Genomic DNA, 20,546 nt, shown 5'->3' with positions numbered 1-20,546 from the left:
GGCGGCCTGCGGCTGACCGTGCAGGGTGCGGCCGTTCGGGGCGCCGGTCACGGCTTGCGCCCCACGCCGGCCACTCCGGCGAACCCCGCCGTGAAGACGGGGTCGGCGGCGGGCTCGGTCTCCCCGGCGCCCCGCGCCTCCGCCTCGCCGTCCGGGTCCTCCCGGGGGTCGGGGCGCCAGGTGGGCATGGGCACCAGCCCGGGCTCGACGAGGCTGAAGCCGTCGAAGAACCGGGCCACGTCGCGGCGCGAACGGGTGCACAGCGGTGAGCCGATGGTGCGGTAGACGTTCTCCACCTTCTCGCCCTCCTCGGGTTTCATCGGCCCGCCCTCGGTCGCGGCGTGGGTCAGGACGAGCAGGCTGCCCGGCGCGAGCGCGTCGCGCAGCCGGGCCACCGCCGCCCAGGGGTCGTCCTCGTCCGGTACGAAGTGCAGCACGGCGACGAGGAGCAGGGCGACCGGCCGGTCCAGGTCGAGCAGGCGGGTGACCTCGGGGCTGCGCAGGATGGCCTCGGGCGAGCGGAGGTCGGCCGCGAGGACCCCGGCCCGGGCGTTCCCCTGGAGCACGGTGCGGCTGTGCGCGACGGCGACGGGGTCGTGGTCCACGTAGACGACGCGGGACTCGGGGTCCGCGGCCCGGGCGGTCTCGTGGACGCTGCCGACGGTGGGGATGCCGGAGCCGATGTCCAGGAACTGGGTGACGCCCCGCTCGATCGCGTGGCGCACGGCGCGCCGCATGAACGCGCGGTTGGCCTGCATGATCTTCGGCATGTGCGGGAACGCCTCGATGGCGCGTCGCCCGGCCTCCCGGTCGACCTCGAAGTTGTGCGAGCCGCCCAGGTAGTAGTCGTAGATGCGGGACACGCTCGGCACGGACAGGTCGATGCCCGAAGGGGCCCGGCAAGGACGCTCCATCACTCTGTCTCTCCAGCTCATCGCAGGGGTGTTGAGGGGTCTGAGCAGAGGCTACTGATCGTTCGTTCGAATGGTAGAAGCAAGCGGAAAAGCACGGTCCGCATGTGCTCGCCGCTCCCCCTTCGACTCCAGCAGGTCTGCGGTTCGTCGCGGTTCAAAACCACTCGTTCGCGTGAGATGCGTCTCTGTCTGCCGTCATGGGTGCCGCCGGTGTGTCCACCCCCTCCGCCCCGGCTCGTACGGATCGGGACCAGGTCTCGCATTATTGATCACATCATTGCCGACTACAGCAAATGATCATGGACCGCCGCTCCCCGCGCAAGGGGCGCGTCCCGGTTCGGGAGGGCGCGCGGACGTGCGACAGGGACCGCCCCGGGCGTCGGACGCCGGGGGTGCGGCCCCTGTCGTACGTCTGGTGCCAACGAGAGGTTTGCCCGGCCGGAAGCCGGTGCGCGTGTGCGGAGGTTACGGGCGCAGCGCGCCCGGTCCCGTCAGCGGCGCGGCCTGCGGTACGGCGTTCTTCGGGTGGTGCGGGTCGAGGAACCACCGGCGCGCCGAGACCAGCCACCAGACTCCGGCGAAGCCGAGCACCGCGACCACCGCGATGGGAGCGTAGTTGAAGGTCTCCAGCGTCACCGGGTGCACCTGCGGCAGCACGAAGAGCACGGTGATCAGCGCCACCCACCCGACGGCCACCACCCCGATCGGCCGCGACCAGCGGCCCAGGTGCCAGGGACCGCGCTCGAAGCGGTCGCCGAGGCGCAGCCGCAGGAAGGTCGGGATGACGTAGGCGATGTACAGCCCGATGGTGGCGATGCTGGTCACGGCCGCGTAGGCGGTCTCGTTGATCAGGTACGGCAGACCGAGGACGAACGCTCCCCCGGCCGCGAGCCACACCGCGTTGGTGGGCGTCCGGGTCGACGGGTTGATGCGGTGCCAGACGCGGGAGAAGGGCAGCGCGCCGTCGCGCGAGAAGGCGTAGATCATCCGGGAGTTGGCGGTGACGGAGGCCATCCCGCAGAACAGCTGGGCGGCGATGATGACCAGCAGCAGCGCCTTGCCGCCGCTCGCGCCGAGCGCGTCCATCAGGATCTGGGCCGGCGGCACCCCGGTCGTCGAGTCCAGCGAGCCGTCGTAGCTCTGGATGGCGAACGTCATGCCGACGAGCAGCACGAACCCGGCGATCCAGGAGAGCCAGATGGAGCGGACGATGCCGCGCGGGCCGGCGGTCGACGCGTCGTTGGTCTCCTCGGTCATGTGGGCGGAGGCGTCGTAGCCGGTGAAGGTGTACTGGGCCATCAGCAGCGACAGCAGCCCCACGTAGAAGCCCGAGTCCCAGCCGGTGCGGTTGACGAACTCGCCGAAGACGACGGACGACGACTGGTGGTGGTCCGGGACGAACGCCAGCGCGCCGACGATGACGAGCACGCCGACGACGTGCCACCACACGCTGACGCTGTTGAGCACGGCGACGATGCGGACGCCGAAGGTGTTCAGGACGGCGTGCAGCAGCAGGATGATCCCGAAGAGGGTGATGGTGTGGCCGGGGGTCGCCGCGAAGTCGAACTGGAGGTCGAGGTAGGCGTTGAGGAAGGAGGCCGCGCCGAAGTCGACGCCCGCGGTCACCGCGATCTGGCCGAGGACGTTGAACCAGCCGGTGAACCACGCCCACGCCGCCCGGCTGCGCTCCGGGGCCATCCGGTGGGCCCAGAAGTACAGCCCCGCGCTGGTCGGGTACGAGGAGCACACCTCGGCCATGGCCAGCCCGACGATCAGGGTCATCAGGCCGACCCCGACCCAGCCCCAAGTGATCATGGCGGGGCCGCCGGTCGTCATCCCGTAGCCGTACATGGTCATGCAGCCGGACAGCACGGAGATGATGGTGAACGAGACGGCGAAGTTGGCGAACCCGCTCATGCTGCGGGCGAGGGTCTGGCGGTAGCCGAGCTGGGCGAGGCGCTCTTCGTCGGAAACACCGGAAGCGCCGGAGGCGCCGGAGACGCCTGAGACGCCGGGGACTTCGAGTGGCACGGAAACCTCTTCCTCGGTTCGATGGGCCGGAGCGGCGGTGGGGGAAACCGTGGTGCGGTCGTGCGGGTCGTGCGGGTCTTGCGTGTCGTACGGGTCGTACGGGTCGCGCCGGTCGTACGGGTCGTGCTGGTCGTGCTGAGGGGGTTTTGGGGGGCTCAGCCGGGCCGCGGCGGCCGGCCCGCCGCGGCCCGGGCCGCCCAGGCCCGGTACCGCAGGAACAGCTCACGCGGTTCCCCGCAGTACGACCAGGGCGCGTCGCAGGCGTACGGACCGATCGCGGCGAACACCTCGTGCGCCTCGGCGTGCCGGCCGGCGAAGCCGAGGGCGTGCGCGAGGTAGTTGGCGTCGTCCGCGAAGTTGGCGTGCGGCCGGGGCGACCGGTGCCGCCACCAGCCGTCGAGGACCCGGTCGATGTGCGGACAGTCGTTCCAGGGGTGCACCGTCAGCCCGTACGCCCCGCCGGACTCCGCCCTGCGCTGCCGGTAGGACTCGGCGAGGGCGACCAGGGGGAGGACGGCCAGCGGCAGTCCCGCGGGGGCGGTCTGGGCCTGTTCCAGGGCCCAGTGGAACATCTCGCCGCCGGATCCGTGGTTCCGGTCGAACAGGAAGGTGAGCACCTCGTGGTGCGCCTCCCGGTTGTACGGGTCCCGGGCCGTCGCCTCGGTCCAGATCCGCCCCAGCAGCTCCCGGTCGGGGGCGTGGACGCGTACCAGGGCCAGCAGGACCACCCACGGCGAGGGGTCCGCCGGGGCCGCCTCGGCGGTGGCCACGCAGGTCTCCCAGGCCTGTTCCATCAGCTCCCGGCCCGCGTCCCGGCCGGCGACCAGCGAGCGCAGGGCCTGGACATGGGCCAGTACGGCGAGGGCGTCCGGGGAGCCGGGTTCGGCCCGGCTCCAGGTCTCGGCGAAGCGGAGGTTCACCCCGGCCCGGGCGAGGACCTGGAGCCGGAAGATCCGCCGGTCCCAGTCGTGGCCGGTGGCCGCGAGCAGGTCGCGGGGGCCTTCCCAGCGGCCCATGGCGGCGTCGTCCACGGCGGCGCGCAGCGGGCGGTCGTCACGCGCGGGGTGTGCGTCGAGCTCCGCCTCCGCGGGGTCGGCCGGCCCCGCCCGCCGCGCGGACCGGCCGAATCTGCGGCGCTGCATCCGGGCGCCCCTCCCTGCCTCGCGGTCGTCTGCCGAACGGTTCACGTGCGGTGGCGCAGCGCCCGCGGACGATCAATGGCATTGCCATGACAAACGCCACGGCGGGCCGCGCGAGCGGGAAAGGTGCACACCGGAACCGGATCGACGGCCGTCGGGCGGCGGGACGGGCGAACACCCCGTCCCGGGCACACGGGTGGGCGCACGCCCGACGGAACCACCGCGACCGGAGACGATCGGCCCTGGCCTCGGTGCGGCCACAGCTTATACACACAATCGTGCGAGGGGACCGGGCTCCCGGATATCGACTTCATCAACTTCTCTCACTCCACCCCCACTTGCCGCAGCGCACGTCGCCGAGCAGCGGACACCTCCAGCGGGAAGTAGAGGTAACACACGCCACCCGAGCCGCTCTTGACCCGCCCCTGCGCGTCGTGCCGCTTGGTCCGCAGCCAGACGTTCTCGAACTGGCGCCTCTTGTACACCCGTTGCACGGCGGCGTCCGAGGGCGCCGCCGGATCGTGGACGACCACGTCCCCGCCCTTGGTGAAGCCGGTGACGCACATCAGGTGCCCGGCCGTGCCGTACCCGGCCCCGTCCAGCTCGGCGGCGAGGAAGGACTGCGAGGTGATGACGGGGACGCCGGCCCGGACCAGCCGCTCGGCGTCGTTCAGCGACCGCAGCCGGGTGACCGTGCTCTGCAGGTCCCGGTAGGTCGCCGCGTAGGCCGCGTTGAACGGCCAGTTGCCGCACCCCTTGTACTGGTAGTCGTAGGTGAACCGGGCGGCGTGGCAGACCTGCGGGTCGGCGTAGGACGGATCCACCCAGGCCAGGTCTGCGGCGGACGGCCGGCGCCCCCAGTACTCCACCGCCATCTGCGAGGAGGTCGGACTGCACCACGCCTCGCCGCCGTTGTCGTACTCCGGGTACTGCCCCTTGTGGATCTCCTGCGAGTAGCGCGGGACGCTCAGCCGGTGCCCCGCCCCCTCCCCCGGCTTCGAGGCGGGCACGGTGAACCGGTCCGGGATGTCGGACCCCATCGCCCCCACCCGCCACACCGCCGGGGTGCGCCCGCTGCCCGGCCGCCGGCAGAGCGTCAGCCGCAGGGTGTACGAGACGAACCGCGCGCCGCCCGCCGGGACGACGGCGAGGGTGTCGGTGGAGACCTCGCTCCGGCCGTCCTTCTGCCCGTCGACCGAGGTGCGCCGGATGTCGCCGGCCGCGTCCCCGGAGGTCCAGCGGCCCATGACGTACCAGGGGGTGTGCTTGCGGTCGGCGTAGGCGGCGCGCACCTCGGCCTGGATCCAGGTGCCGGGCGGGGTGTGGGCGTTCCAGGAGACGATGATCTCGGTCGCCGGGGCGGGCAGGGTACGGACCGGGGAGGTCCAGGTGGCGTACTCCCAGCGGGCGGTGGTCCCGGTGTGCGGGTCGGTGTACTCCAGGGTGCCCGCCGGCCGGTCGAGTACCACGCCCGGCCGGCGCCCGTCGCGGACCGCCGTTCCCGCGCGGGTGCCGGCGCGCCAGTCGGCGAGGGTGGTCCAGGAGTGGTGGTCGACGGTCCCGGAGGTCCGCCGGGCGCCGCCCTCGGGGACGGCGGCCAGGGCGGTGCCGGCCCGGGAGAGCGACGCGGCCGCCGTGACGGCGAGGGCGGCGGCCAGGACGGAACGGCGGGGCGGGCGGGGTGACGAGGAGGACGTGGGTCTGCTGGCCATGGCGTGGTCTCCCGGTTCGGCTGTGCAGTGACCGTAGGGGGCCCGCCACGCGGTCCGGTCGAACCGCGCGGTCCGGACGGGCCCACTATCCCGGGCCGGACGGCCGGGAGCCAGTGACGTGGCGTACGGCGCGCCAGGCTGGTGGAGCCCGCCCGCGCCCCGCGGCCTAAGGTGACCCCGTGCACGCCCCCTCCCCCGCCTCCCCCTCCCCCCTCACCGCCCTCGCCCGCCGGCTGCGCGCCCGCCCGCCGTCCCTCGGCCCGGTCCGGCTGGTCGCCGTCGACGGCCACGCGGGCTCGGGGAAGACCACGTTCACGGCGCGGCTCGCCGAGGCGCTGGGCGGCGGTACGCCGGTCCTGCACCTGGACGACCTCGCGACGCACGACGAGCTGTTCGCATGGACGGACCGGCTCCGCGCCGGGATCCTCACCCCGCTGTCCCAGGGCAGGACCGCCCGCTACCGGGCCTACGACTGGACGGCGCGCCGCTTCACGGGACCGGAACGCGAACTCCCGGCCGCGCCGGTGGTCCTGCTGGAGGGGGTGGGCGCGGGGCGCCGCGCCCTGCGCCCCCACCTCGCGTGCCTGCTCTGGATGGATCTGGGCCGCAGTGACTCCTGGGGCAGGGGTCAACTCCGCGACGGGGAGGAGCAGGCGGAATTCTGGGCCGGATGGATGCGGGCGGAGCGCGCGCATTTCGCGGCGGACCCCACGCGCCCCTATGCCGAACTCCTGGTGCGTCAGAGTTCCTTGGGGTACGAGGTGCTGCCGGGACCTCACGGGACCGACTGAACCCCGCCCTTCCCTACGCTGCGTAGTCACCGCGTCCCAGGACCCGCCGCCCCCGCACGTCCGGCACCCGCGGACCACCCCAACTCGGCTTGACCCCGGGCCCTTACAGGACTTACGTTCTGAAGGAGCGACCCGGGAAGGGTCGCCGACGGACGCGAAGCCCCCGGTTGTTCCCCCGTGACCGGGGGCTTCGTACTCCCCACAGGGCGTCGTTTCGCCCCATTTGCCCCACCACTCGGCCGAGAGACCATCACCCACGGTAACAACCTGCCGTGGCGCCTCACGAATGCTCCGGAACCGCTCCCGGCGACCACGAAGGAAACCTCCGCACCCTACGGGCGACGCCGATCGCGCAGGTACGATGCCAAGCGGCGCACCCGTCGTCGGCGGGCGCCGGCAACACTGGTCAACTCCCGCCCACAGAACAATGGTTCGAACGACGCGGCCGGGCACCCGCCCGGCGGCGCGGCACGGGGGCAGGGTTTGTGGGGGATGCGATGGACTTCGGCACACAGGGCCCGCCCGCCCCGGCAGATCTCGCCTGGCTGCGCGGTGTGGACGCCTGCACGATGGGCGCCTACGCCCAGGCGGAGGAGGAGTTCCGGACGGCGGTGCGCGTCGACCCCGGGATGGCGGACGCCTGGCTGGGCCTGCACGCCCTGCGGGCCGAGACCTCCACCGCGCTGCTGCGCATGTACCGCCACCGCGACCGGTTCGGCCAACAGCGCGCCCGCCACCGCCGCCCCCTGAACTCCTGGTACTGGCTGGGCTGGTGGGTCCAGCCCGTCCTGGAGACCGGCCGCGACCTGCTGCTCGCCCACGCCTCCCACTGGCTGGACGGCCGGCACGTCCCCGAGCTGGACCGGGCGCTCGCCGAGTGCCCGCCCGTCGACACCGACCCGCAGGTCCGCTTCCTGCACGCCTGCCGCGCCTACCTCGTCAAGGACTGGGAACAGCTCGTCCGGCACACCGAACCCTTACTCGACGACTCCCTGCTCGGCATCGAGGCCGGGCTGTTCGGCGGCATGGCCCGGGTGCGCCTGGAGATGTACGGCCAGGCGGAGCCGCTGCTCTCCACGGCGCTGATGCGCTGCCGCAGCGAGCAGCCGCAGCGCAAGGAGCTCCGCTACTGGCTCGCCCGCGCCCACGAGGGCACCGGCCGCAGCGCGGCGGCGCTCCCCCTCTACCGCGCCGTGCACCGGGTGGACCCGACCTTCATGGACACCTCCGCCCGGCTGACCGCCATCTCGGCGGGCGACGGGTTCGACGAGCACGCGGACCTGTCCCCGCCGCTCCCCTACGGCGGCCCCGGCCAGGACCCGCCGGACGCCGCGGACACCGCCGGCGATCCGGAGGCGCGGGCCGGCGACGTCCTCACCGGCACGGCCCCGGCGCCCGCTCCCGTCGGCGGGGTACGGGAGGTGGCCCGGGTCCCCCCGCAGCCCTCCGCCCCGCCCGTGCCCGGCCCGTCCGACCCCGTCCTGCTCGCCAAGGCGCTCGCCGAACTGGAGCGCATGGTGGGCCTGGAGCCGGTCAAACGGCAGGTCAGGGCGCTGTCCGCGCAACTGCACATGGCTCGCCTCCGGGCCGGCCAGGGCCTCCCCGTCCAGCCCCCCAAGCGGCACTTCGTCTTCTCCGGCCCCTCCGGCACCGGCAAGACCACGGTGGCCCGGATCCTCGGCCGGGTCTTCTACGCCCTCGGGCTGCTCGGCGGCGACCACCTGGTCGAGGCCCAGCGGGCCGACCTGGTCGGCGAGTTCCTCGGCCAGACGGCGGTCAAGGCCAACGAGCTGATCGACTCCGCGCTCGGCGGCGTCCTCTTCGTCGACGAGGCGTACAGCCTCTCCAACTCCGGCTACAGCAAGGGCGACGCCTACGGCGACGAGGCCCTCCAAGTGCTCCTCAAGCGCGCCGAGGACAACCGCGACCGCCTCGTCGTCATCCTGGCCGGCTACCCCGAGGGCATGGACCGCCTCCTCGCCGCCAACCCCGGCCTCGGCTCCCGCTTCACCACCCGCGTCGACTTCCCCAGCTACCGCCCCGCCGAACTCACCGCGATCGGCGAGGTGCTGGCCGGGGAGAACGGGGACGCGTGGGACGAGGAGGCACTGGACGAACTGCGTTCGATCAGCACCCATGTCGTGTCGCAGGGCTGGATCGACGAGCTGGGCAACGGCCGGTTCCTCCGCACCCTGTACGAGAAGAGCTGCGCGTATCGGGACCTACGGCTGTCCGGCTACGGCGGTTCCCTCTCCCGCGACGACCTCGCCACTTTGCGGCTGCCGGACCTGATGCAGGCATACGGCGAGGTGCTCTCGGGCCGGGGCCCGGAGAAGTAGCCCCGGCCCCGCCCTTTCACCGTTTCCTGCGGGGGCAAGCCCCCGCACCCCCGGGGCGGGTTATCTCAGCCCGTCCGGCGTTTGAGGACGAGCGGCGAAGGGGCGGGACTGGGGCGAACTCACCCCGACACGGCCTCCCGCTCCAAGGGCACCCGCGCAGCGGCCAGCGTCACAGGCCCGCGAACCCGATGTGCAGGATCCCGCACCTCCCCCACCAACATCTCCAACACGTCCTCCAACGCCACCAACCCAAGCACCTTCCCAGAAGCATCGGCGACAGCAGCCAGATGAGCAGCAGCCCGCCGCATCACCGTCAGCGCGTCATCGAGCGGCAGCTCGGCCCGCAACGTCTCCACCCGCCGCCACACATGCTGCGGCACGGGCCGGTCCCGTTCCTCCAGATCCAGCACGTCCTTCACATGGATGTACCCCATGAAGGCGCTACCGGAGGAACGCACCGGAAACCGCGAGTACCCGGTCCGAACGGTCAGCTCCTCGATCTCCCGAGGAGTGACGGACGGCGCCACGGTCACCAGACCACCCGGATCCAACAACACATCGGTAACCGGCCGGCTCCCCAGCTCCAGAGCGTCCTCCAGCCGCTCCTGCTCGACGGAATCGAGCAGCCCGGCCTGCCGCGAGTCCTCCACCAGATGAGTCAGCTGCTCACTGGTGAAGACGGCCTCCACCTCATCCTTGGGTTCGACCCGGAACAGCCGCAGCACCCCGTGCGCGCAGGCGCCGAGCAGCCGGGTGACCGGCCGGCAGAGCCGGGCGAAGGCGACCAGGCCGGGGCCCAGCCAGAGGGCCGCCCGGTCGGGAGCGGACATGGCGAGGTTCTTCGGCACCATCTCGCCGATGACGAGGTGCAGGAAGACCACCAGGGCCAGCGCGATGACGTACCCGAGCGGATGGATCAGCCCACCGGGCAGGCCCACCGCGTGGAACACCGGCTCCAGCAGCTGCGCCACCGTCGGCTCGGCGACCGCGCCGAGCGTCAGCGAGCAGACGGTGATGCCGAACTGGGCCGCCGCCATCATCTGCGGCAGGTTCTCCAGTCCGGTCAGCACGGTCCGGGCCTGCTTGGACCCTTCCGCGGCCCGCGGTTCGATCTGGCTGCGGCGCACCGAGACGAGGGCGAACTCGGCGCCCACGAAGAACCCGTTGGCCAGCACCAGCACCAGGGCGAAGAGGAGTTGCAGCACACTCATCGCACCTCTCCCCCCACCATCGCCGCACGGACGAAACGCACCCGCTCCGCCCGGTGATGCCCCACCCGCCGCACCGACAGCCGCCAGCCGTCGGGCAGTTCGGCCGTGTCCCCGGGAACTGGAATGCGGCCGAGCAGATCGGCGACGAGCCCGGCGACGGTCTCGTACGGACCCTCCGGCGCGTCGAGCCCGATCCGGTGCAGGGCGTCCACGCGGCAGCTCCCCTCCGCGTCCCACGCCGGGCGCCCGTCCTCACAGGGGACAGGGGCCAGGTCGGGCCGGGCGGCGTCGGCGTGGTCGTGCTCGTCGCGGACCTCGCCGACGAGCTCCTCGACGATGTCCTCCAGGGTGACGACACCGGCCGTCCCGCCGTACTCGTCGACGACGACGGCCATCGGCTGCTCGCTGCGCAGCCGCTCCAGCAGCGGCTGCACCGGCAGGCTCTGCGGGACGAGCAGCGGGGCGACGGCGATCCGGGTGAGGGGCGTGCGCAGCCGCTCCTCGGCGGGGACGGCCAGCGCGTCCTTGAGGTGGACCACGCCGACGACCTCGTCCAGCCGCTCCCGGTAGACGGGGAAGCGGGACAGGCCGGTGGCCCGGGTCAGGTTGAGGACGTCCTCTGCGGTGGCGCCCGCCTGGAGGGCGCTGACCTTCACCCGGGGCGTCATGACGTGCTGGGCGGTCAGCTCGCCCAGGGAGAGGGTCCGCACGAAGAGGTCGGCGGTGTCCTGCTCCAGGGCGCCGGCCCGGGCGGAGTGCCGGGCGAGCGAGACGAGCTCGCCGGGCGTGCGGGCGGAGGCCAGCTCCTCGGCCGGCTCCACGCCCAGCGCCCGCACCATCCGGTTGGCGACCGTGTTCAGCAACGTGATCACGGGCCGGAAGAAGTGGGAGAACGCGCTCTGCGGGCGGGCGACGAAGCGGGCGACCTGGAGCGGCCGGGAGACCGCCCAGTTCTTGGGCACCAGCTCGCCGAGGACCATCTGCACGGCGGCGGCCACCAGCATGCCGGTCACCACCGCCACGCCGGGCGCGGCGCCGGCCGGCAGCCCGGCCGCGCCGAAGACCCCGGTGAGCAGCCGCCCGAGGGCGGGCTCGGCGAGCATGCCCACCACCAGGGAGGTGATGGTGATGCCCAGTTGGGTGCCGGAGAGCTGGAAGGAGAGTTCGCGCAGGGCCTCGACGACGGTGCGGGCCCGGGGGTCGCCGTCCGCCGCGGCCCGCTCGGCCTCCGGCTTCTCGACGGTCACGAGGCCGAACTCGGCGGCGACGAAGAAGCCGTTCGCGAGGATCAGGAGCAGGGCCGCCGCCAGGAGCAGCAGCGAGACGGTGATACTCATGGCGCCGCCTCACGATGGGGGGCGGCGCAGGTACTACAGGACGGTCCGTCCATCCCGGAGGGGATCACTCCTCGGTTCGCAGGTGTCCCGCGGGCCGCTCGGGAGCGGCCGGGTGGCGGGACGGGGCAGGTGGGTGCCCGTGTACACCAGAGTAATCAAGGAACCGGGAACGGCGTGGCCCGACCGGTCTCAGGTCGTGGTGCGACCGGTCTCAGGTGGTGGCCCGGCCGGTGCCGAGTTCGGCGACGAGCGCGTTCAGGGTACGGGCCTGGGTGATGGCCTGCTCCCTGGCCATGCCGGGCTGAATGCCCATGGCGGGCAGCGTCGTTCCGTCGGCGAGGTCGAGGTGCACCCAGGAGTCGCCGGGCCGGAGGTTGACCCGGACGATCTCGGCCCAGGCCAGCCGCCGGACGGTGGTGAGGTTCACCACGGTGACGCCCTCGGGCGTGGCGACGACCTTGGGGCGGGCGAGCAGGGCGAGGACGCCCAGGCCCAGCAGCCCGGTGCCGATGAAGGTGGCCCGGTCCCCCGCGGTGAACGACTCCAGCAGGAACGACATCACCGTCATGACGACGACGAGCGCACCGCCGACGCCCAGCAGCACGACCCGGGTGAGGGTCGGGCGGAACACGGCCGGGAGGCTGGTCTGGGCGTTTCCGGGCGCTGCGGGGCTGGTCACGTCGGTGCGTTCCTTCGTCGGACGGTGCGCGGGGGCCGCGGGGTCAGAGGCGGCAGGCGTGGATGCCGGTGGTGAGGATGGCGCGCGCGCCGAGGTCGTACAGCTCGTCCATGACGCGCTGCGCGTCCTTGGCCGGGACCATCGAGCGGACGGCGACCCAGCCCTCGTGGTGCAGCGGCGAGACGGTGGGCGACTCCAGGCCGGGGGTGAGCGCGACGGCGCGCTCGACGTGCTCGACGCGGATGTCGTAGTCCATCATCACGTAGCGCCGGGCGACGAGGACGCCCTGCATCCGGCGGAGGAACTGCTGGACCTTGGGGTCGTCGGCGGGGGCGCCCGCGCGGCGGATGACGACGGCCTCCGACTCCAGGATCGGCTCGCCGATGATCTCCAGCCCGGCGTTGCGCAGGGTGGTGCCGGTCTCGACGACGTCGGCGATGACCTGGGCGACGCCCAGCTGGATGGCGGTCTCGACGGCGCCGTCCAGGTGGACGACGTCGGCGTCGACGCCGTGGTCGGCGAGGTGCTTGGTGACCAGGCCCGCGAAGGAGGTGGCGATGGTCATGCCGCCGAACTCGGAGACGTCCTTCGCCGTGCCCGGGCGGGTGGCGTAGCGGAACGTCGAGCCGGCGAAGCCGAGCTGCATGATCTCCTCGGCCCGGGAGCCGGAGTCCAGCAGCAGGTCGCGGCCGGTGATGCCGATGTCGAGCTTGCCGGAGCCCACGTAGACGGCGATGTCGCGGGGGCGGAGGAAGAAGAACTCGACCTCGTTGGCGGCGTCGACGAGGACGAGTTCCCTGCGGTCCTTGCGCTGCCGGTAACCGGCCTCATGGAGCATCTCCGACGCAGGCTCGGAGAGAGAACCCTTGTTGGGGACGGCGATGCGCAGCATGAGGGCGGTTCCTTAGTGCAGGGGGATTGGGGGAAAGCGGGGGGCGGATCAGAGGTGGGCGTACACGTCGTCGAGCGAGATGCCGCGGGCGACCATCATCACCTGGAGGTGGTAGAGGAGCTGGGAGATCTCCTCGGCGGTCGCCTCGGCGCCCTCGTACTCGGCGGCCATCCAGACCTCGGCCGCCTCTTCGACGACCTTCTTGCCGATGGCATGGACGCCCTTGCCCACCAGTTCCGCGGTGCGGGAGGTGGCGGGGTCGCCGGCGGCCTTCTGCTGGAGCTCGGCGAAGAGCTCCTCGAACGTCTTCCTGTCCATGGTGGTCCCTACCCTACGGGGTCCGCCCCGGGTCTCAGTGCCAGGGCTCGGACACCGAGCGGAGGGTGACCGCCGTGGCGACGGCCGCGGTGACGGCCTCGTGGCCCTTGTCCTCGGTCGAACCCTCCAGTCCGGCGCGGTCCAGGGCCTGTTCGTCGGTGTCACAGGTGAGGACGCCGAAGCCGACCGGGACGCCGGTGTCGGTGGAGACCTGGGTGAGGCCCTGGGTGACGCCCTGGCACACGTAGTCGAAGTGGGGCGTGCCGCCGCGGATGACGACGCCGAGGGCGACGATCGCGTCGTAGCCGCGGCCGGCGAGCACCTTGGCGGCGACGGGCAGCTCCCAGCTGCCGGGGACGCGCAGCAGCGTCGGCTCGTCGATGCCGAGGTCGTGCAGGGCGCGCAGGGCGCCGTCGACCAGACCGTCCATGACCTTCTCGTGCCACTGGGCGGCGATCACGGCCACCCGCAGGTCACGACAGTTCTTCACACTCAGCTGGGGGGCGCCCTTGCCGCTCACGTCACTCCTTGGTTTGTCGCAGTTGCCGGTGGTGCTACTGGTTCGGTGCTACTGGTTGTCGCAGGGGGAGACCTGGTGGTCGTCCAGCCAGGGCAGGTCGTGCCCCATCCGGTCCCGCTTGGTGCGCAGGTACCGCAGATTGTGCTCGCCCGCCGCCACGGGCATCGGCTCCCGGCCGGAGATCTTGATGCCGTGTTGTTCGAGGGCGATGGTCTTGTCGGGGTTGTTGGTCATCAGCCGGATGGAGCGGATGCCCAGGTCGGTGAGCATCTGCGCGCCGGCCGCGTAGTCCCGGGCGTCGGCGGGGAGACCGAGTTCGAGGTTGGCGTCCAGCGTGTCGTGGCCGGCCTCCTGGAGCTCGTAGGCCCGCAGCTTGGACAGCAGCCCGATGCCGCGGCCCTCGTGGCCGCGCAGGTAGACGACGACGCCGCGGCCCTCGGTGGCGATCCGCTCCAGCGAGGCTTCCAGCTGGGGGCCGCAGTCGCAGCGCAGGGAGCCGAAGACGTCGCCGGTGAGGCACTCGGAGTGCACCCGGACCAGGACGTCCTCGCCGTCGCCGAGGTCGCCGGAGACGAGGGCGATGTGCTCGACGCCGTCGCGGACGGAACGGTAGCCGTGCGCCCGGAACTCGCCGAAGGCGGTGGGCAGCCGGGTGGTGGCCTCCCGCTTGACGGTGGGTTCGGCGGACTTCAGGTACGCGATCAGGTCCTCGATGGAGATGATCGCCAGGCCGTGCTTCCGCGCGAACGGGATCAGTTCGGGCAGCCGCAGCATCCGGCCGTCCTCGCCGGCGATCTCCACGATGGCGGCGGCGGGCCGCAGCCCGGCCAGCCGGGCGAGGTCGCAGCCGGCCTCGGTGTGGCCGGGGCGGACCAGGACGCCGCCGGGCTTGGCGCGCAGCGGGAAGATGTGGCCCGGCCGGACGAAGTCCTCGGGGCGGCTGTCGGCGGAGGCCAGCAGCCGGATGGTGGTGGCCCGGTCGGTGGCCGAGATGCCGGTGCCGACGCCGTGCGCGGCGCTCGCGTCGACGGTGACGGTGAAGGCGGTGCGCATGGTCTCGGTGTTCTTCTCGACCATCTGCGGGAGGTCGAGCCGGTCGACGTCCTCGGCCTCCATCGGCATGCAGATCAGGCCGCGGCACTCGGCCATCATGAAGGCGACGGTCTCGGCGGTGGCGAGCTCGGCGGCGACGACGAGGTCGCCCTCGTTCTCCCGGCCCTCGTCGTCCACCACCACGACGGGCCGGCCGGCCGCGATGTCGGCGATGGCGCGCTCGACGGGGTCGAGTCCGGTGGCCTTGGGGGCCTCGTGCGGGGCGGTCATGGGTCACTCCGTGGGGGTCGTGGACGGGCTGTGCGGATCGGCCGGTCAGGCGGCCCGGGTGAGGGCCGGCTCGGCGGCCGGGGCGCGGCGGGCTGCGGCGCGGGAGCGCAGCCACCAGTCGCGCAGGCCCCACAGGACGAGGCCGAGGTAGACGACGTAGACGACGCCGCCGAAGGCCAGCCCGCTGGAGAAGGCGAGGGGGACGCCGACGAAGTCCACCAGCAGCCAGGCGAACCAGAACTCGACGAGCCCGCGGGCCTGGGCGACCATCGCGGCGAGCGTGCCGACGAAGATGTACGCGTCCGGCCAGGGGTTCCAGGACAGCTCGGGCACGGCGGTGAACAGGCCGCCGACGGCGAGCGTGCCCACGGCCGTCCCGCCGAGCAGCAGGGCCCGTTCGCGCCAGGTGGCGAAGCGCACGGCGAGGCCGTCCTGCGTCCCGCGCCGCCCGAGGTGCCACTGCCGCCAGCCCCACACCGAGACGCCGATGACGAGGAGCTGCTTGCCGACGCCGCCGCCGAGGTGGGCGGTGGCGTAGGCGGTGACGAGGATCAGGCCGGCGAGGAACTGGACGGGCCAGGTCCATATGGACCGCTTCCAGCCGAGGGCCAGGGCGATCAGTCCGGCCGTGTTGCCGATCAGGTCGGACCAGATGACGTGCTGGCCGAAGGCGGCGAACGCCTCGTCGCCGAGCCAGGAGACGGCGCTCATGCCCGGCCCCCCGCGTTGATCCGGTCACCGAGCAGCCGCTCGGTGTACTTCGCGAGCACGTCGACCTCCAGATTGACCAGGTCCCCGACCTTCTTGATGCCGAGGGTGGTCAGCTGGAGCGTGGTGGGGATGAGGCTGACGGTGAACCAGTCGTCCCCGGCCTCGACCACGGTCAGGCTGACGCCGTCCACGGTGATGGAGCCCTTGTCGACGACGTACCGGGCGAGGTGGGCGGGGAGCGAGACGCGGACGGTCTCCCAGTGCTCGCCGGGCGTCCGCTCGGTGATCGTCCCGGTGCCGTCCACGTGCCCCTGGACCAGGTGGCCGCCGAGCCGTCCGCCGAGCTTCATCGGGCGTTCGAGGTTGACGCGCGCGCCGGCGTCGAGGGCGCCCAGGCTGGAGCGGTCGAGGGTCTCGGCCATGACGTCGGCGGTGAACTCGCCGTCGGCGGTGGTGACGACGGTCAGGCAGACGCCGTTGACCGCGATCGAGTCGCCGTGCCCGGCGTCCTCCGTGACGAGTGGGCCGCGCAGCCGGAACCGGGCCGAGTCGCCCTGGCGTTCCACGGCGACGACCTCGCCCAGTTCTTCGACGATTCCGGTGAACACTGGTCAGTTCTCCTCTGGGGCGGTGGCGAGGGGGGCGGCGGTGACCCGCAGGTCCGGGCCGATGCGGACGACGTCGGTCACGTCCAGGCGCAGGGCCCGGTCGATGGTGCCGATGCCGGCGTCCCCGAGGGCGGCGGGCCCGGCGCCGAGCAGCGCCGGGGCCAGGTAGGCGACGACGCGGTCCACGGCGCCGGCGGCCAGGAAGGCGCCGGCGAGCCGGGGGCCGCCCTCCAGCAGGACGGAGCGCACGCCGCGGCCGTAGAGCTCGGCGAGCAGGGCGGGGATGTCGACGCCGGCGCCGTCGGCGGGCAGCCGGGCGACGTCCACCCCGGGCAGGTGCCCGGTGTCGGCGTCCTTGCCGACGGCGATCAGGGTGGGCGCGGCGTCGTCGAGGACGCGGGCGCCGGGGCGGACGGTGGCGTGGGTGTCGACGACGACGCGCAGCGGCTGGGTGACGGCGCGGTCGTCGGGGAGGCCGCGGACGGCGAGGTGCGGGTCGTCGGCGCGCAGGGTGCCGGAGCCGACGACGACGGCGTCGGCCTCGGCGCGCAGCCGGTGGACGTCGGCGCGGGAGCCGGCCGAGGTGATCCAGCGGCTGGTGCCGTCGGCGGCGGCGCTGCGGCCGTCGAGGGTGGCGGCGTACTTCCAGAGCACGAAGGGCCGGCCGCGCAGGACGGCGGTGAGCCAGGCGGTGTTGCCGGCCGCGGCCTCGTCGGCGAGCAGGCCGCCCTCGGTGTCCACGCCGGCCGCCGCGAGGGTGGCCGCGCCGCCGGTGGCCGCCGGAGTGGGGTCCGCGACGGCGTAGACGACGCGGGCGACGCCGGCGGCGATCAGCGCCTGGGCGCAGGGGCCGGTGCGTCCGGTGTGGTTGCAGGGTTCGAGGGTGACGACGGCGGTGCCGCCCCGGACATCGCGTCCCGCCGCGGCGGCGGCGCGCAGCGCCTCCACCTCGGCGTGCGCGGCTCCGGCGCGGCGGTGCCAGCCCTCGCCGGCGACCCGCCCGGCGGCGTCGAGCAGGACGCAGCCGACGACGGGGTTGGGGCTCGTGGAACCGAGGGCGCGCGCGGCGAGCGCGATGGCGCGTCGCATCGCGTCTGCTTCGGTCGCGGTGGCCACCGGGGTCCTCCTGCCTCTTCGGGCACGGACTCCGGGGCTGTCGTGAGAACGACGGAAAAGCGGGGACGACGGCGCCGGGAACGCCGCGTGCCCCGTGCGGGACCCTCCTGGAGAGGACGGCCGCACGGCCACGGCTCTGCTGCCGGTGCCTGCCCGCCGCGCACTGCCTCCCATCCGGACTTTAACCGTCGGTCCAGGAATTTCACCTGGTCAACCGGCCGCTGGCTGCGGCCGGGTCGCGGACTGTAACCGCCGGTTCGGAATTTCACCGACCCCGGAGTGCGCTGCGTAATGATCTTTTCTGGTACATGGCGCCCGAGCCGTTGTCCAGGGGACGTCCGGCTCCGACGGTCCGAGCGTACGCCGAGCCGCCGCGCGGTGTCCACGGGACTTGACAGAGCGTGTGGCAGGTCACGCACGGGCCCGCGTACCGTGCCCCAGGGGGCCGGTGAACAGCGACGGGACTGGGGGTCCGCGGCATGGAGGTTCAGGGCGGGAACCGCACGGAGGGGGCCGGCAGCCGGAATGCCGGTCTCCGGAAGGGGGCCGGGGACCCGCGCCTGCGCCGGGCCCGGCTGGCCGTCGCCGCCGTCTTCGCCGTGCACGGCGCCGTCACCGGCAACTTCGCCACCCGCGTCCCCTGGATCAGGGACCACCTCCACCTGAGCGCGGGCGAGTTGGGCCTGGCACTGGCCTTCCCGGCGATCGGGGCGGCGCTGGCGATGCCACTCGCGGGCCGGGTCACCCACCGCTTCGGGACCCGGGCCGCGCTGCGCGGGCTGCTCGCCCTGTGGTGCGCCTCCCTCGCCCTGCCCGCCCTCTCCCCCGGACTGCCGGTGCTCTGCGCGGCGCTCGCGGTGTACGGCGCGGCGTCCGGGACGGCGGACGTCGCGATGAACGCGCTGGGGGTGGAGACGGAGGAGCGGCTCGGCCGGTCGATCATGTCCGGGCTGCACGGGATGTGGAGCGTGGGCGCGCTGGCCGGCTCGGCGGCGGGCACGGTGGCGGCGCACGCGGGGACGGACGCGCGGTGGCACCTCGGCGCGGCGGCCGCCGTCCTGGTCCTGCTGGGCGCGGCGGTGTGCGGCCGGGTGCTGGACGTACGGCCGCGGGCGGAGGAGAGCGCGCCGCCGCGGTTCGCGCTGCCACCGAGGTCGGCCCTGGTCATCGGGGCCGTCGGGTTCTGCGCGGTGTTCGCCGAGGGGGCGAGCCTGGAGTGGTCGGCGGTCTACCTGCGGGACGTCGTCGGCTCCGGGGCGGGGCTCGCGGCCGCCTGCACCACGGCCTTCTCCTGCGCGATGGCGGCGGCCCGCTTCGCCGGCGACGCGGCGGTCCGCCGGTTCGGGCCGGTGCGCACGGTCCGGGCGGGCGGGGTGGTGGCGGGGTGCGGCGGGGCGCTGGTGGTCGGCGCGCCGGGGGCGGCCCTGACGATCGCCGGTTTCGCCCTGGTGGGGCTGGGCATCGCGGTGGTCGTCCCGCTCGCCTTCGCGGCGGCGGCGCGCAGCGGGCCGGAGCCCAGCCAGGCCATCGCGGGGGTGGCGACGATCACGTACACGTCCAGCCTGGTCGCCCCGTCGGCCATCGGGCAGCTCGCCGACGCCACCTCGCTGACGGTCTCGTTCGGGCTGGTGACGGTGCTGGCCGCGCTGCTGGCGGGCACCGCGGGGGCGCTGCGGCCAGGGGCCGGCGGCGGGGCGCGGGCCGCCGCGGCGGAGGGCGGCTGAGCATCGGAGGGAGGGACGCCGGCCGTCCCCATCGAGGGACGGAACGCCTCCGCGGGCCGCGCGGCCGGGGTTACCGGTCGCACGGCCCGCGGTGGAAGGGGACCTCAGAGGGTGAACGTGAGCTCAGTGGCCTCAGAGGCTGATGCCGAGGATGTTGACGGTGTTGCGGACGTACTTGCCGCCGTGACCGCCCTTGTGGCCCCAGCCGTCGTTGTCGCAGTCACGGTCGTGGCCGCGGTGCTTCCAGCCGTTGTCGCAGTCGTCACCGCGGCCCCAGCCGTGGCCCCAGCCGCTGTGGTGACCCCAGCCACCACCGTGGCCCCAGCCGCCACCGTGACCCCAGCCACCGCGGTCGCAGTCACGGTCCCAGCCGCCCTTGTGGCCCCAGCCACCGCCGTGACCCCAACCACCGCCGTGGCCCCAACCACCGTTGTGGCCCCAGCCGCCGTTGTGGCCCCAGCCGCCCCGGTCGCAGTCACGGTCCCAGCCGCCCTTGTGGCCCCAGCCACCGCCGTGACCCCAACCACCGCCGTGGCCCCAACCACCGTTGTGGCCCCAGCCGCCGTTGTGGCCCCAGCCGCCCCGGTCGCAGTCACGGTCCCAGCCGCCCTTGTGGCCGCCGCCCCAGTTGTTCCAGCCGGAGATGTAGATGTTGCCCCAGCTGTTGTGGTGGTCCCAACCGCCGTGGTGGCGGCCGCGGTCGCAGTCGCGGTCACGGTCGTGGTCGCGGTGGTGACGACCCCGGTCGCAGTCGCGGTCACGGTCCCGGTCGCGGTCGCGGCGGTCACGGTCGCGGTGCTTGTCGCGGCCCTTGTCGCGGTCGCGGTCCCGGCCGTGGTCCCGGCCGTGGTCCCGGCCGTGGTCCCGGCCGTGGTCCCGGCCGTGGTCCCGGCCGTGGTCGTCGTCCCAGCTCGCCACCTTCGGCGTGGACGAGGACTGCGGCGCGGCGACGGCCACCCCGGCGGCCGGAACGATGACGCCCGCGGCGAGGACCGCGGCGGCCGCTGAGCGGCCGACGAGCTTACGCATGTATGTCTCCTGGTTTGGCAGGAAATCGGACAATCAACGCATACCTCGCCCCACCCCGGGACCTGCCGAGCGTCCCGGTCATACAGCCTTACGAGGTGTTAATTGCGCCGATCGCAGCAGCGCCCGGGCGACTCCGCCCGCCGCCCCCACCG

The 20,546-nt window shown here is 73.5% G+C and carries 18 protein-coding genes and 1 riboswitch; of the genes, 3 read left to right on the top strand and 15 right to left on the bottom strand.

Going from position 1 to position 20,546, the window contains the following annotated elements:
- Positions 1 to 47 precede the first annotated feature (47 nt).
- From JNW98_RS04595 to JNW98_RS04580, 4 genes are all read right to left on the bottom strand, one after another.
- Complete coding sequence (locus JNW98_RS04595) at positions 48 to 914, bottom strand: SAM-dependent methyltransferase (protein ID WP_223766792.1); 867 nt, start codon at positions 912 to 914, stop codon at positions 48 to 50.
- A gap of 465 nt (positions 915 to 1,379) precedes the next feature.
- A complete protein-coding gene (locus tag JNW98_RS04590) occupies positions 1,380 to 2,945 on the bottom strand; it encodes an amino acid permease (RefSeq protein WP_223766762.1) in 1,566 nt (521 codons plus the stop codon).
- A gap of 155 nt (positions 2,946 to 3,100) precedes the next feature.
- A complete protein-coding gene (locus tag JNW98_RS04585) occupies positions 3,101 to 4,087 on the bottom strand; it encodes a hypothetical protein (RefSeq protein WP_223766761.1) in 987 nt (328 codons plus the stop codon).
- 320 nt (positions 4,088 to 4,407) lie between these two features.
- Entirely contained in the window at positions 4,408 to 5,796 is a 1,389-nt protein-coding gene (locus JNW98_RS04580) for a C39 family peptidase (RefSeq protein ID WP_223766760.1), read from the bottom strand.
- Positions 5,797 to 5,975: 179 nt separating this feature from the next.
- On the opposite strand from JNW98_RS04580, the gene JNW98_RS04575 reads away from it, so the two are divergent.
- Together JNW98_RS04575 and JNW98_RS04570 are read left to right on the top strand one after the other, a co-directional pair.
- Positions 5,976 to 6,587 (top strand): uridine kinase family protein, encoded by a 612-nt coding sequence (locus tag JNW98_RS04575; RefSeq protein ID WP_223766759.1) that lies wholly within the window; start codon positions 5,976 to 5,978, stop codon positions 6,585 to 6,587.
- Between the two features lie 497 nt (positions 6,588 to 7,084).
- Entirely contained in the window at positions 7,085 to 8,926 is a 1,842-nt protein-coding gene (locus tag JNW98_RS04570; RefSeq protein WP_223766758.1) for an AAA family ATPase, read from the top strand.
- Between the two features lie 119 nt (positions 8,927 to 9,045).
- Here the strand turns inward: JNW98_RS04570 and JNW98_RS04565 are convergent, their stop codons facing one another.
- The 10 genes from JNW98_RS04565 to ribD all read right to left on the bottom strand — a co-directional run bounded on the left by JNW98_RS04565 (position 9,046) and on the right by ribD (position 17,641).
- Complete coding sequence (locus tag JNW98_RS04565; protein ID WP_223766757.1) at positions 9,046 to 10,137, bottom strand: hemolysin family protein; 1,092 nt, start codon at positions 10,135 to 10,137, stop codon at positions 9,046 to 9,048.
- Positions 10,134 to 11,468 (bottom strand): hemolysin family protein, encoded by a 1,335-nt coding sequence (locus JNW98_RS04560; protein ID WP_223766791.1) that lies wholly within the window; start codon positions 11,466 to 11,468, stop codon positions 10,134 to 10,136. Before JNW98_RS04560 ends, JNW98_RS04565 begins: the two co-directional genes overlap by 4 nt.
- 217 nt (positions 11,469 to 11,685) lie before the next feature.
- Entirely contained in the window at positions 11,686 to 12,153 is a 468-nt protein-coding gene (locus JNW98_RS04555; RefSeq protein ID WP_223766756.1) for a PH domain-containing protein, read from the bottom strand.
- Positions 12,154 to 12,196: 43 nt separating this feature from the next.
- Complete coding sequence (hisG, locus tag JNW98_RS04550; RefSeq protein ID WP_223766755.1) at positions 12,197 to 13,045, bottom strand: ATP phosphoribosyltransferase; 849 nt, start codon at positions 13,043 to 13,045, stop codon at positions 12,197 to 12,199.
- Between the two features lie 48 nt (positions 13,046 to 13,093).
- Positions 13,094 to 13,363 (bottom strand): phosphoribosyl-ATP diphosphatase, encoded by a 270-nt coding sequence (locus JNW98_RS04545; protein WP_004952249.1) that lies wholly within the window; start codon positions 13,361 to 13,363, stop codon positions 13,094 to 13,096.
- A 34-nt stretch (positions 13,364 to 13,397) separates the two neighbouring features.
- Complete coding sequence (ribH, locus tag JNW98_RS04540; RefSeq protein WP_223766754.1) at positions 13,398 to 13,883, bottom strand: 6,7-dimethyl-8-ribityllumazine synthase; 486 nt, start codon at positions 13,881 to 13,883, stop codon at positions 13,398 to 13,400.
- 48 nt (positions 13,884 to 13,931) lie between these two features.
- A complete protein-coding gene (locus JNW98_RS04535) occupies positions 13,932 to 15,206 on the bottom strand; it encodes a bifunctional 3,4-dihydroxy-2-butanone-4-phosphate synthase/GTP cyclohydrolase II (RefSeq protein ID WP_223766753.1) in 1,275 nt (424 codons plus the stop codon).
- A 45-nt stretch (positions 15,207 to 15,251) separates the two neighbouring features.
- On the bottom strand, positions 15,252 to 15,917 hold the full coding sequence (locus JNW98_RS04530) for a nicotinamide mononucleotide transporter family protein (RefSeq protein WP_223766752.1): 666 nt from the start codon (positions 15,915 to 15,917) through the stop codon (positions 15,252 to 15,254).
- Positions 15,914 to 16,525, bottom strand: a complete 612-nt coding sequence (locus JNW98_RS04525) for a riboflavin synthase (protein WP_223766751.1) — start codon at positions 16,523 to 16,525, stop codon at positions 15,914 to 15,916. The genes JNW98_RS04530 and JNW98_RS04525 overlap by 4 nt, the downstream gene beginning before the upstream one ends.
- Before the next feature lie 3 nt (positions 16,526 to 16,528).
- The gene (ribD, locus tag JNW98_RS04520) at positions 16,529 to 17,641 is read right to left on the bottom strand and encodes a bifunctional diaminohydroxyphosphoribosylaminopyrimidine deaminase/5-amino-6-(5-phosphoribosylamino)uracil reductase RibD (protein WP_223766750.1); all 1,113 of its coding nucleotides are present in this window, start codon (positions 17,639 to 17,641) and stop codon (positions 16,529 to 16,531) included.
- Between the two features lie 156 nt (positions 17,642 to 17,797).
- Positions 17,798 to 17,928, bottom strand: a riboswitch (FMN riboswitch).
- Between the two features lie 192 nt (positions 17,929 to 18,120).
- Between ribD and JNW98_RS04515 the strand changes: the two genes are divergently transcribed.
- Positions 18,121 to 19,365, top strand: a complete 1,245-nt coding sequence (locus JNW98_RS04515) for an MFS transporter (RefSeq protein WP_223766749.1) — start codon at positions 18,121 to 18,123, stop codon at positions 19,363 to 19,365.
- A gap of 132 nt (positions 19,366 to 19,497) precedes the next feature.
- Here JNW98_RS04515 and JNW98_RS04510 read toward each other — a convergent pair whose 3' ends face one another.
- Positions 19,498 to 20,394 (bottom strand): hypothetical protein, encoded by an 897-nt coding sequence (locus tag JNW98_RS04510; RefSeq protein ID WP_223766748.1) that lies wholly within the window; start codon positions 20,392 to 20,394, stop codon positions 19,498 to 19,500.
- Positions 20,395 to 20,546 lie beyond the last annotated feature (152 nt).

The sequence above is a fragment of the Streptomyces huiliensis genome (genome assembly GCF_020037025.1).
GTDB lineage: Bacteria > Actinomycetota > Actinomycetes > Streptomycetales > Streptomycetaceae > Streptomyces > Streptomyces huiliensis.
This window is presented reverse-complemented; position numbering and strand designations above follow the sequence as displayed.

Excerpts from the sequence above, each read along its gene's own strand:
- JNW98_RS04595 (WP_223766792.1), bottom strand. The coding sequence starts at position 914 with ATGGAGCGTCCTTGCCGGGCCCCTTCGGGCATCGACCTGTCCGTGCCG.
- JNW98_RS04585 (WP_223766761.1), bottom strand. The coding sequence starts at position 4,087 with ATGCAGCGCCGCAGATTCGGCCGGTCCGCGCGGCGGGCGGGGCCGGCC.
- JNW98_RS04580 (WP_223766760.1), bottom strand. The coding sequence starts at position 5,796 with ATGGCCAGCAGACCCACGTCCTCCTCGTCACCCCGCCCGCCCCGCCGT.
- JNW98_RS04570 (WP_223766758.1), top strand. The coding sequence starts at position 7,085 with ATGGACTTCGGCACACAGGGCCCGCCCGCCCCGGCAGATCTCGCCTGG.
- JNW98_RS04565 (WP_223766757.1), bottom strand. The coding sequence starts at position 10,137 with ATGAGTGTGCTGCAACTCCTCTTCGCCCTGGTGCTGGTGCTGGCCAAC.
- hisG (WP_223766755.1), bottom strand. The coding sequence starts at position 13,045 with ATGCTGCGCATCGCCGTCCCCAACAAGGGTTCTCTCTCCGAGCCTGCG.
- JNW98_RS04545 (WP_004952249.1), bottom strand. The coding sequence starts at position 13,363 with ATGGACAGGAAGACGTTCGAGGAGCTCTTCGCCGAGCTCCAGCAGAAG.
- JNW98_RS04535 (WP_223766753.1), bottom strand. The coding sequence starts at position 15,206 with ATGACCGCCCCGCACGAGGCCCCCAAGGCCACCGGACTCGACCCCGTC.
- JNW98_RS04530 (WP_223766752.1), bottom strand. The coding sequence starts at position 15,917 with ATGAGCGCCGTCTCCTGGCTCGGCGACGAGGCGTTCGCCGCCTTCGGC.
- JNW98_RS04515 (WP_223766749.1), top strand. The coding sequence starts at position 18,121 with ATGGAGGTTCAGGGCGGGAACCGCACGGAGGGGGCCGGCAGCCGGAAT.
- JNW98_RS04510 (WP_223766748.1), bottom strand. The coding sequence starts at position 20,394 with ATGCGTAAGCTCGTCGGCCGCTCAGCGGCCGCCGCGGTCCTCGCCGCG.